Origin of the sequence: Gemmatimonas sp., from assembly GCF_044344655.1 — a bacterium.
Classification (GTDB): Bacteria; Gemmatimonadota; Gemmatimonadetes; order Gemmatimonadales; family Gemmatimonadaceae; genus Gemmatimonas.
Window position 1 is genome coordinate 19,082 of sequence record NZ_JBIJCN010000041.1, and the last position, 10,244, is coordinate 29,325.

Annotated in this window: 9 protein-coding genes; 1 reads left to right on the forward strand and 8 read right to left on the reverse strand. The window is 69.1% G+C overall.

Annotated features, from left to right (window positions below; translation table 11 throughout):
- Both prmC and prfA read right to left on the reverse strand, forming a co-directional pair.
- On the reverse strand, positions 1–900 hold the full coding sequence (prmC, locus tag ACIQ51_RS11000; protein WP_396205089.1) for a peptide chain release factor N(5)-glutamine methyltransferase: 900 nt from the start codon (positions 898–900) through the stop codon (positions 1–3).
- Entirely contained in the window at positions 897–1,967 is a 1,071-nt protein-coding gene (gene prfA, locus ACIQ51_RS11005; RefSeq protein ID WP_396205090.1) for a peptide chain release factor 1, read from the reverse strand. Before prfA ends, prmC begins: the two co-directional genes overlap by 4 nt.
- 314 nt (positions 1,968–2,281) lie before the next feature.
- On the opposite strand from prfA, the gene ACIQ51_RS11010 reads away from it, so the two are divergent.
- The gene (locus tag ACIQ51_RS11010) at positions 2,282–2,971 is read left to right on the forward strand and encodes a Crp/Fnr family transcriptional regulator (protein WP_396205091.1); all 690 of its coding nucleotides are present in this window, start codon (positions 2,282–2,284) and stop codon (positions 2,969–2,971) included.
- A 76-nt stretch (positions 2,972–3,047) separates the two neighbouring features.
- Here ACIQ51_RS11010 and ACIQ51_RS11015 read toward each other — a convergent pair whose 3' ends face one another.
- The 6 genes from ACIQ51_RS11015 to ACIQ51_RS11040 all read right to left on the reverse strand — a co-directional run.
- A complete protein-coding gene (locus ACIQ51_RS11015) occupies positions 3,048–4,628 on the reverse strand; it encodes a hydantoinase B/oxoprolinase family protein (protein WP_396205092.1) in 1,581 nt (526 codons plus the stop codon).
- Complete coding sequence (locus tag ACIQ51_RS11020) at positions 4,625–5,287, reverse strand: uracil-DNA glycosylase family protein (protein WP_396205093.1); 663 nt, start codon at positions 5,285–5,287, stop codon at positions 4,625–4,627. The genes ACIQ51_RS11015 and ACIQ51_RS11020 overlap by 4 nt, the downstream gene beginning before the upstream one ends.
- Positions 5,284–7,251 carry a hydantoinase/oxoprolinase family protein gene (locus tag ACIQ51_RS11025; protein WP_396205094.1) on the reverse strand — a complete coding sequence of 656 codons (1,968 nt, stop codon included), beginning with the start codon at positions 7,249–7,251 and terminating at the stop codon, positions 5,284–5,286. Before ACIQ51_RS11025 ends, ACIQ51_RS11020 begins: the two co-directional genes overlap by 4 nt.
- Complete coding sequence (locus tag ACIQ51_RS11030) at positions 7,248–8,573, reverse strand: DUF4105 domain-containing protein (protein ID WP_396205095.1); 1,326 nt, start codon at positions 8,571–8,573, stop codon at positions 7,248–7,250. Before ACIQ51_RS11030 ends, ACIQ51_RS11025 begins: the two co-directional genes overlap by 4 nt.
- Before the next feature lie 11 nt (positions 8,574–8,584).
- Complete coding sequence (locus tag ACIQ51_RS11035; protein ID WP_396205096.1) at positions 8,585–9,589, reverse strand: Gfo/Idh/MocA family protein; 1,005 nt, start codon at positions 9,587–9,589, stop codon at positions 8,585–8,587.
- 22 nt (positions 9,590–9,611) lie between these two features.
- On the reverse strand, positions 9,612–10,244 hold a 633-nt coding region (locus ACIQ51_RS11040; protein WP_396205097.1), incomplete at its 5' end, for a SpoIID/LytB domain-containing protein.

Consider the following 10,244-nt stretch of genomic DNA (forward strand, 5'->3'; position numbering starts at 1 on the left):
TCAGCGAACTGGCGCGCGCGCCACCAGGACCCGATCACGTCTGGCGTAATCCTGCAGCACCTGCACCTCCTCGTACCCCCGTGCCGCCGCAAGGTTGGCGGTACGCGCGGCGCGATTGGCGTCGAGCTCCAGCACCAGCCACCCGCCCGGCTCCAATATGGCCTGAGCACCGCTGAGCAGTGATTCATAGCGCGCCATCCCCTGCTGCGCCGCGAACAACGCCACCGTCGGTTCCCAATCCCGTACACTGCGTGGGAGCATCGGAGCCTCCTCGTACGCAATGTACGGGGGATTGGCCACAATCACACGGGCACGGAGCCCCTGCACCGGGGCCAGATCACTGCCCAGGCGGAACTCCACGGGGGGGTGCCCGTCTGCGAGTACACGCCGCGCGTTGTGGGCGGCCACGGCGAGCGCGTCGTCGGACACATCGGTGGCCACGACGCGCTCGAAGGCCCCCTCGGTGGCGAGGCTGAGCGCGATCGCCCCCGAGCCGGTGCCGATGTCCACCGCCACGCCGCCGGGGGTGGGGGCCGCACGCCGCAGCGCCTCCCCCACCACCACCTCGGTCTCCGGCCTCGGGATGAGGACGCGTCGGTCCACCTGCAGCACGAGATCGCGGAACGGGGCGTGCCCCACCGCGTAGGCCAGTGGCTCACCACGCAGCCGTCGCATCAGGGCCAGTTCGATGGCGTCTGCCTCGCCCGGCCCCAGCGCCGGGTGGCCAACCAGCCGCGTGGCCAGTTCACCCGGCGAGAGATCCAGTACACCAGCCACGAGCAGGCGCCCTTCGCGTTCAGCATCACCACGCACCTCCGGCTCGAGCGCCGGCGCATCGGCCACTAGCGCCACCACCCGGCGCACCACGTCGCGCAGCGTCATGCGGTGCCCATCGGTCACCCGACGAGGCTCTCCTCGGCATTGGCGAGCTGAATGGCGTCGATGAAGTCGCTGATGTCGCCGTTCATCACGCCATCGATGTTGTACAGCGTCACGCCCACGCGATGATCGGTCACGCGCCCCTGCGGAAAGTTGTACGTACGGATCTTGGCGGACCGGTCGCCCGTGCTCACCTGCGACTTGCGCAGGCGCGAGCGTTCCGCCTCCTGCTCGGCGAGCCGGAGGTCGAGCAGGCGCGCACGCAGCACGTCCATGGCCTTGAGCTTGTTCTGCAGCTGCGACTTCTGGTCCTGCTGCGACACCACAATGCCGGACGGGATGTGCGTAATGCGCACGGCCGAGTCGGTGGTGTTGACGCTCTGGCCGCCAGGTCCGGAGGAACGGAACACGTCGATGCGAAGATCCTTGTCCTCGATCTTCATGTCGACCTCTTCGGCCTCGGGGAGCACGGCCACCGTGGCGGCGGACGTGTGAATGCGGCCCTGGCTTTCGGTGGCGGGCACGCGTTGCACGCGATGCACCCCCGACTCCCAGCGCAGCACACCGAAGGCCCCGTCACCGATGACTTTGAAGACCGACTCCTTCACGCCCCCCAGCGTGCCTTCGGAGTACGAGATGGGCTCGATACGCCAGCCACGGCGCTCGATGAAGCGCGTGTACATGCGCAGCAGGTCGCCCGCGAAAAGCCCAGCTTCGTCGCCGCCCGTACCGGCGCGGATTTCCACGATGGCCGGACGGTCATCGAGCGGATCTCGCGGAATGAGCAGCGGCAGCATGGCCTTCTCCAGCTGCGCCACCTCGGCCTCGAGGCGCGTGACCTCCGCGCGCGCTTCGGCAGCGAAGTCTGGATCGTCGCCATTGGCGAGTTCGCGGGCGTCGGTGAGTTCCAGCTCCGCCTTGGTGAGGCGGTTGGCCTTGGCCACGACCTCAGCGAGACGGTGATGCTCGCGCCCCAGGTCCGCCAGACGGGCCGCGTCTTTGGTGGTTTCCGGGTCTGCGAGCAGCTGTTCCACCTCGGTGGCACGCCGCAGCGCATCGGCCATGCGGTCGCGCAGGTGGCTCAGCATGAAGCAAATCGGAGAAGTGGGACGAAATTCGTGATATCGGTCACGGCGGGCATGTGACGTGCGTGGTTAGGCTTCGCCCCGGTCACCCCTGCGGGCCGTCTGGAAGCCCTGCCGGGGGAAGCGGGTATCACCGATGGGACTCCACAGGCGGATGGCTCACCGGATGCGCTGTTCGCGGCGAACGCCGAGAGGCGCCCGTCCCACGGCAGCGGGTTCCCGGTGGAATCCCGACGCTCCCGCGCAAGATACACCAGAAGAGGTGCTAGACTATGGTTACCTTCGGTCCGCCCCCCCTGCGCTTCGCCCCCCCCACGATGAGCGTTTCGCTCGACCGCATCGCCGACTTCCTGTCCACCGTGCCGCTCTTCCGGCAACTGGACCGGCCGGCCGTCCGTGGGTTCGCGGAGCTCACGCGCGAACAGAAGTTTGCCAAGGGCTCGATGATCCTCAGTGAAGGGGACGCCGGTGATGCCCTGTTCGTCGTGCGCTCGGGCGAGGTGAAGGTGGTCTTGGTCGGCGATGACGGCCGCGAGGTGATCCTCAACGTGCTCAGCGTGGGCGATCACTTTGGCGAACTGGCGTTGATCGATGGTGGCCCGCGCTCGGCGCATGTGGTGTCCACGCAGGCGTCGAGCCTGCTAGTGCTGCGCCGCACCGATTTCCGGCGACGGGTGGAGCAGAACCCCGAGGTGGCGTGGGGGCTGATGGTGGAGCTGTCGCGTCGCCTTCGCCAAGCGGACGAGACCATTGGCAGCCTCGTCCTGCTGGATGTGCCGGGGCGGGTGGCGAAGGTCCTGCTGGAGCATGCCTCGCCGGGGGAACCGGCCACGCTCGTGAAGCCGCTCACGCACCAGACGATTGCGCAGATGATCGGCGCGAGCCGCGAGACGGTGTCGCGCGCGATGGCCGACTTCCAGGACCGGGGGATCATCGCGGTGCAGCGTCGCCTCGTGACCATCACCGACCGCGAGACACTCGAGGCACGCACGCGGCCCCGCCCCTGAGTCCCATGCGCGCAGCGCAGGGAATGCCGTACCACGTCCATCGGTCCGATTGCGGGCGGCGAGGGACGGGCCACGGCTACCGTGCTGACGTCAGCCCTCCGAAGCCGCCCCCGCCCGGCGTCTCGATCGTCAGCACATCGCCCGCCTGCATTGCCACGCGCGTCTTTGCTGGCAAGACGGCATCGTTCAGGCGGTTTGCCCCTTCCTGTCCCGCACCACCTCCATGCGCCCCCGGTGGCGCCGTCCGGCGTCGTTCGGTAAGCAGGGTGGCGGTGCACGGCACCAGCGCCTGATAGCGACGTACCACCCCGTCGCCGCCACGATGCCGTCCTGCTCCACCACTCCCGCGGCGTACGGCGTACTCCACCACGCGCAGCGGGTACGCGCGCTCGAGACTCTCTATCGGGGTGTTGCGGGTGTTGCTCATCCCCACATGCACCGCATCGGGGCCAGGGCCACGCAGGCTCGCGCCCTGACCGCCCCCCAGCGTTTCGTAGAAGCTCCAGCCTGGCGCGCCCAGCGTCACGTTGTTCATCGTGCCCTGCCCCGGCGCCGGGATGACCAGGTCGTGTACCCCGATGCTCGAGGCCGCCGCCGCGAGTGCCGCGAAGCACACGTCTGTCATGCGCTGCGACAACTCCACGTTCCCGGCCGCCACGGCACTCGGCCGCTTCGCATTGGCGACGCAATCCTCAGGCATCAAGATGTGCAGCGCACGCGCGACGCCGTCGTTCACCGGCACGTCGTCGTCGCACAAGACCCGCAGCACGAACACCGCCGCGGCGCGCGCCACCGCCGGTGGTGCATTCACGTTGCCACGCACCGCGGGAGACGTGCCGGTGAAGTCGAGATGCAGTGTGTGGTTGCGCACGTGCGCCGCGATGACTACGGCAATGGGCGCATCACTCACCCCGTCTCCCTCGAGCGCATCGGCCGCGCGCCCCGCCGCGCCCTCCAGCAATGCCAAACGCGCACGGACTCGGCGCTCGGTATAGTCGAGCAGCGCATCGACGGCGGCGTGTAACGTCTCGGCGCCCATGCGCAGATACAGCGACTGCCATCCCTTTCGGCCAGCCGCGCACGCCGCGCGCTGCGCGCGCAGGTCGCCCTCACGTTCCGCCGGGGTACGCACATTGGCGAGAATGAGGTGCAGCACATCCTGCTGCGCCGCACCACCCACCTCGATACGTACCGGCGGTACGATGATCCCTTCCTGATACAGTTCGGTCGCGCCGAAGGGCATGCTGCCGGGACTGATACCGCCCACGTCGGCGTGATGCGCGCGCACCGCGGCGTACCCGATGAGGACGTCGGGATCGTGCGGATGCGCGATCACTTCCACCATCGTGAGATCCGGCAAGTGCGACCCGCCGTGCGAGGGATCGTTCAGCAGGAACACGTCGCCTGCCCGCGCCCCGGCGGCACGCACCGCTGCCACCGACTCCGGCATGGCGCCAAGGTGGACTGGAATGTGCGCAGCCTGGGCCACCATGCGCCCGTGCGCATCGAAGAGCGCACACGAGGCATCGCGTCGCTCGCGGATGTTGGGCGAGATGCTGCTGCGCTCGAGCAAGCTGCCCATCTCCTCGGCGAGCATCGCCACACCCTGCGAAAACACCGTGAGTTCGAGCGCATCGAAGTGCGGGGCGCCGCTCACGCCAGCTCCCCGGCATGCGCAGGATAGCCTGCCTGCCGCACGCCATACTGACAGCGCTCCATCCATGCCTCCTGCAGGTCGGCCATCTTCGCGCCCTTCCCGCGATCAGGCGCCATCGAGAGCAGCCCCTGCGCCGACGGATGTACCAGCGCGCACCGCACAAGGTGCGGCCGTGGCGTCTGCGCGAGCAGCACCTCGATGGTGCGCGCCGCGACACGCCCAAGGGTCACAATGCCCTTGAGCCCGCGCGCGGTGAGCTGATCGAGGTCACGATTGAGGCGCGCAAAATTGCGCGGGCTTTCGAGTTCACTGCGGCTGGGGGCACGGAAGCGCTGTCCGTCGTCGGACGGACAGCGGTCGTACGCGTTACCGAGCGCCACGCCGTGGGCCAGCGGGGCAAGCCCCGCCGCAGTGAACGCGGCGCCGTCCCAGTCCATGCGGTCAACCTCGGGAGGGAGCGTGATGGCGTTCAGTCGCTGCAGCGCCGTGTAGAGATGGCGGCCCGCGGCATCGCCGAAGAACGGCACCCCGCTTTTGTCGGCGCCACGCGGCCCCGGGGCTTCGCCCACGACCAGCACGTGGACCGCCCCGACTGCGGGGAGGAGCAACGGTACGGGCGTACCCAAAATGCGGGCGCTATCGACCTGTCGCGGAGTCATGCGGTCTCCAACATCCAACCACCGGTCTCGAGTGCCCGTGCCGTCCACCCCGGCGCTACGCGCATGGTCGCATCGGGCAAGCGGACCACACACGGTCCCTGCAGGGTCCGCGACATGGCCCGTCCGTCGTCGAGATCCATCGGGATCTCACCCTGGCGTTCCGGGCGCACAAAGTGCACGGGCCACGGCGTACTGCTGAGGGTGGTCCGCGCGCTGATGAACTCCACGGGCCGATCCAGCGTGAATCCCGTGCGCCCCTCGTGGCGCGCCTCGAAGCGGCGCACCACCTCGACAACCGCCTCACCGGGCGCCACGGGCACGTCGAGCTCGTAGCCCTGCCCCACGTAGCGCGCCCGCAGCCACCAGCGCGGCTCGAGGTTGGTGGCGCCGGCCGCCAACTCGCGCGCCGCCCGTTCGAGCACCGCTGCCATCGAGACGTCGCTCCAGGCGTCTGCCTCGACCACGCAGCTGGTGAGGCGTTCGCGCCGTTCGGGCGCCAACGCCAACCCAACGGCGCTCAGCACCCCCGCGTGCGGGGGCACGATCACCTGCCGCATGCCGAGACGCTCGGCCAACCCGCAGGCGTGCAGCGGCCCACCGCCACCGAAGGCGATGAGCGGAATCCCTCGCGGATCCACGCCGCGCTCCACACTGACTCGCCGCAGGGCCCGAGCCATCGTGGCGTCGGCGGTGGCGATGATGGCCTCGGCAGCGCGCTCGATCGACACGCCAAGGGGCGTGGCCACGCGCGCCAAGGCCGCCACGGCCTTCTCCCGGCTGATGCGCACGCCCCCGCTCCACTCACCGGCGGCGATGGTGCCCAGCACCACATGCGCGTCGGTCACGGTGGGCTGCTCACCGCCACGATCGTACGCGGCCGGCCCTGGCATTGCGCCGGCACTGTGCGGTCCGGCGCGCAGGGCACCACCGTCGTCCAGCCAGGCGATGCTGCCGCCGCCCGCCGCGACGGCTTCCACCAACACGCGCGGCAACGCGATGGGGATGCCCGCCACGCCGCCGCCACGCTCGACCAGTGGCTCGCCATCCTCGATGAGCCCCACGTCGGCACTGGTGCCGCCAATGTCGATCGTGAGCGCCCGTGACACGCCGAGGGTACGTGCGATGGCCGCCGCTCCCGTCACGCCACCCGCGGGGCCGCTGAGCGCCAATGCCGCCGCATGCCGCGCGGCATCGTGCGCCGACAGTGTACCGCCTGCCGACGTCATCACGCGTGGTGCGGGATACCCCTGCTGCGCCAGGCGATCGCTGAGCCCCGCGAGATAACGACGCACCGCCGGCCGGGCGTAAGCTTCCGCCACCGTGGTGGCCATGCGCTCGTACTCGCGGATCTCCGGCAGAACCTCGTGGCTGGTCACCACATCCGTCGCCATGCCGCGCTGGGCGATCGCCGCGCGTAGCGCCTCAGCAAGTCGCTGCTCGTGCGTGGTGTCACCGTAGGCGTGCAGTAGCGTGATGGCGACCGTCTCCGCCTCATGCTGCAGCACGGCGTCCACGGCCGCAGCAATCGCGTCATCGGTCAGCGGCGCGATCACGCCCTCGGGGCCCATGCGCTCGGCCACCGGCACGATCCGCTCGCGAGACACCAGCGGAGCCGGATGCTGCTGCGACAGATCGTAGAGCGCGGCACGCTCCTGCCGCCGCAGCTCCAGCACGTCGGTGAAGCCGGCGGTGGCGCATGCAGTTACCGTGGCCCCCCGCCGTTCGAGCAGCAGGTTGGTCACGACGGTCGTGCCGTGCGCGATGTGCGCCACGCGTTCAGCGGCGAGCGATGCCGTCTCAAGCGCGCTCAGCACCCCCTGCGCCCGATCAGCCGGGACACTCAGCACCTTCGTGGTCGATACGGTACCGTCGTCGTGCAGTGCCGCAAGATCGGTGAAGGTCCCTCCCACATCGATCCCCACCGCCACGCGCGTGGCGTGACGACTCGGCGGCGTGCCGCTCATGTCGTGGCGCCCGAATCGCGCGCAGCGCGCGTGGCGATGAGCGCCAGCGCCGCGTGCACCGGCACCACCACCATGTACACCATCATGCTCTGCTGCCAGATCCCGGGCACGTGCATCAACACGAGACCCACGAGCGCAATCCCTGCCGTCAGTAGCGCGAGCGCGCGTGCGGCACGGCCACGACGATCGGTAGCCCCGCGCCATGGCCACAGGGCCGCCGCAAAGAGCAGCAGCGGCGAGAGCGCCATGAGGTTGAGGTTGTTTCCCATGTACGGCCCGTGCTTGGTAATCGTGCCGGCGAGCAGCAGCGCCGCACCGAGCACGCCGCCCACGGCATACCACACCACGCCCGTCACCGTCACCACCGCGGGTGCCACCCGGGCAAGCACGAACAATGCCACGCCAAGAGCCAACCCGAGCGCAAGCGCGGGCATGATGCGATTGGGGGCGTGGTCGTCCAGCGGAGCGCCTTGGGCGCGATACAGCACCGTGTCCTGCTGTACCAGCGTGACGCCCTCCACCGGCACTGCGGCGAGATACTCCGCAAGATACTCCGGGAGAAACGCCTCCTCCCAGCGCGTCAGGTGGCGGTCGGCGCCACGGCCGAGTGCGACCTGAATGCCGGCATACACCGGCAGGTTCTGCGCTGTGATGCGCGCCGTTTCGCCACGCCAGCTGCGGTATCCCGTCGTGCTGTCGAGCGCTGGCCGCAAGGCCCCGCGCAGCACCCAATCCAGCGCGTCACGCACGCGCGTGCTGCAATTGTTGTTGTAGTAGTCGTAGCGGTAGTACCGATTCTGCTCGCTGGCATTCCACGCCACCAGATCGTACAGCGCGCCGCGCTGCACAGGCGTGAGATTCAGTACCTGCTTGCGGATCGTGCGGTCCTGCGCCTGGTATGCGGTGTTGAACTCGAACGTGCGGTATCCGGCCATCCAATAGCGCGTATCCCCAGTAAGGAAGCGCCCCAGGAAGTTCGGCTGATCGAAGTCGAACATCCCCCAGTTGTACGCCACATCCTCACCCGTGCGTGCGTCGGCGATCCCGATCGCGATGTGCCCAAATTTCTCGAACACCGCGGGCCCGGGGCCGTAGGTGTAGATGGAGATCGTGAGCGCTGCGCCCATGGCAGCCCGCGCACTGTCGAGCGCCGGCGATTCACCGGGAGCGGGAGGGCGCGGGGTCTGCGCCACGTTGTCAGGCAGCGCCGCCTGCGCCGGCATGGATTGCCCCAGCAGCAGAGGAAACGGCACAACGCACAACGCGCCGACGATCGCCGACATCGCTGCGACCGTACGGCGCGCCCACGAACGGAATGGCATGGCGGCTCGCGTCAGAACCGGAATTCCTTACCGTCGTCAGCCGCTTTGTAGACGGCCTCCACGATCTTCTGCGCTGCGACCTGATCCGTGGGGGGCTCGTACGGCGTTTCACCGCGGATGACCGCCAGGAAGTGGGCGATTTCCGCACGGTAGCTCTGCAGGAACGGGCTCTCGCGCACACCGGCCCCACTGGGCGACACATCGACCGCGCGGCCATTGAGTTCCTTGGTGACCCGGAGCGGGGCCAGCTTGGCCGACCCACGCGTGGCATGCACCTCGAACCACCAGCGGTCCTCGTCACCCACGTACGACCATGATACGTCGATATTGAGCACCATACCGTTGGCGCACTCGAGGAACAGCTGCATGGCGTCTTCCACGGCGCCCGCACCGCGCCCACGGCGCATGCTGGAAGAGACCCGCACCGGCGCCGGGCCGTCCGCCAGCCACATGGCGAGGTCGAGGAGGGGGAAGCCGTGCTCGAGGAACACCCCCCCGCCCGACTCAGCGCGGCGATTGCGCCAGCCGTCGGCGTTCTTCTTCACTTGCAGCGACCCGCACCGGATGCTGGTGACCTGCCCCAGTTCGCCGTTGCGGATGAACTGATCAAGCGCCTGCGTATCGCTGCGGAACCGGTGGTTATTCCCCACGACGAGGCAGACGTCGGCCTTTTGCGCCGCCGTGAGACACCGCTCCACCCCGCGCGCCGTCAGTGCAAGCGGACGCTCGCACAGCACGTGCAGCTTCTTGCGCAGGGCGCTCAATACGTGCGGCTCGTGCAAATGATTGGGGGTGGCGATCACCACCGCATCGAGCTCGTCACTGTCGAGCAGTTCCTCGAAGTCCGTGAACACATCGGGCACCCCGAAGCGATCGGCCAGCGCGCGCGCCTTCGCCCCATCGTTGTCGCACAGGGCGACGAGCGATGCGCCACGCAGCTTGGACAGGACTGGGATGTGCGTCAGCTGGGCAATGGCACCCGTGCCGACGACGGCGATACGTACGCCGTCCTTCATTCACGCCTCCGAAGGTAGCAGATCAGTCGGCGAAGCCGACGACGGTCCCCGGATAGTAATGGCGCAGGATCGCGCGGGCATCAGCCCCGGCCCGAGACCGGCCGATCGCTCCCCATTGGCACATCCCAACTCCGTGGCCGTGGCCGACGCCACGCAGCGTGAGGCCCGCAAGCCGTCCACGCCCGCGTGTTTCGCGGTCCACGGAAAAATACGTACTGTTCAGGATCGCGCCACGCGCATCGCGCAGAAGCGCGCGAATGTCCCGTGCCGCGATGGTCACGTCGCCACGGTCGGTGCGCAGCACCACGCGCGCCACCCGCCCGGAGCGGCTTCGGGCCGGTACGGAGAACTCCTGCACCGCCGCCGGCCTCGGGTCGCGCGCGCCACTGACCTGAAGGGCACGGCGCACAATGTCCTGCAGCTGCGCCTCGTCGAATTCCGCCTGCCATTGGTGCCGCGGCGAGATGTCGCAGTAGGGGCGCCCGGTGCGCGGATCCACATCGTCCACCGAGGCGAGGTAGGAGTCGTCCGTCACCCCGCGCCACGCCTCACTGGGGACCGCCGTCCGCCCGCCGCAGCTCGCCGAGTACGGGGCGTCCGCCAGCAGGCCGTTGTAGCGGAGCACCTGCCCCGCCGTGGCGTCGATCGCCGCGTT

What these genes read in the sequence shown, in the direction of transcription:
- ACIQ51_RS11030 (WP_396205095.1), bottom strand. Translation starts at nt 8,573, where the DNA reads ATGCCATTCCGTTCGTGGGCGCGCCGTACGGTCGCAGCGATGTCGGCG.
- prfA (WP_396205090.1), bottom strand. Translation starts at nt 1,967, where the DNA reads ATGCTGAGCCACCTGCGCGACCGCATGGCCGATGCGCTGCGGCGTGCC.
- ACIQ51_RS11035 (WP_396205096.1), bottom strand. Translation starts at nt 9,589, where the DNA reads ATGAAGGACGGCGTACGTATCGCCGTCGTCGGCACGGGTGCCATTGCC.
- ACIQ51_RS11020 (WP_396205093.1), bottom strand. Translation starts at nt 5,287, where the DNA reads ATGACTCCGCGACAGGTCGATAGCGCCCGCATTTTGGGTACGCCCGTA.
- ACIQ51_RS11025 (WP_396205094.1), bottom strand. Translation starts at nt 7,251, where the DNA reads ATGAGCGGCACGCCGCCGAGTCGTCACGCCACGCGCGTGGCGGTGGGG.
- ACIQ51_RS11010 (WP_396205091.1), top strand. Translation starts at nt 2,282, where the DNA reads ATGAGCGTTTCGCTCGACCGCATCGCCGACTTCCTGTCCACCGTGCCG.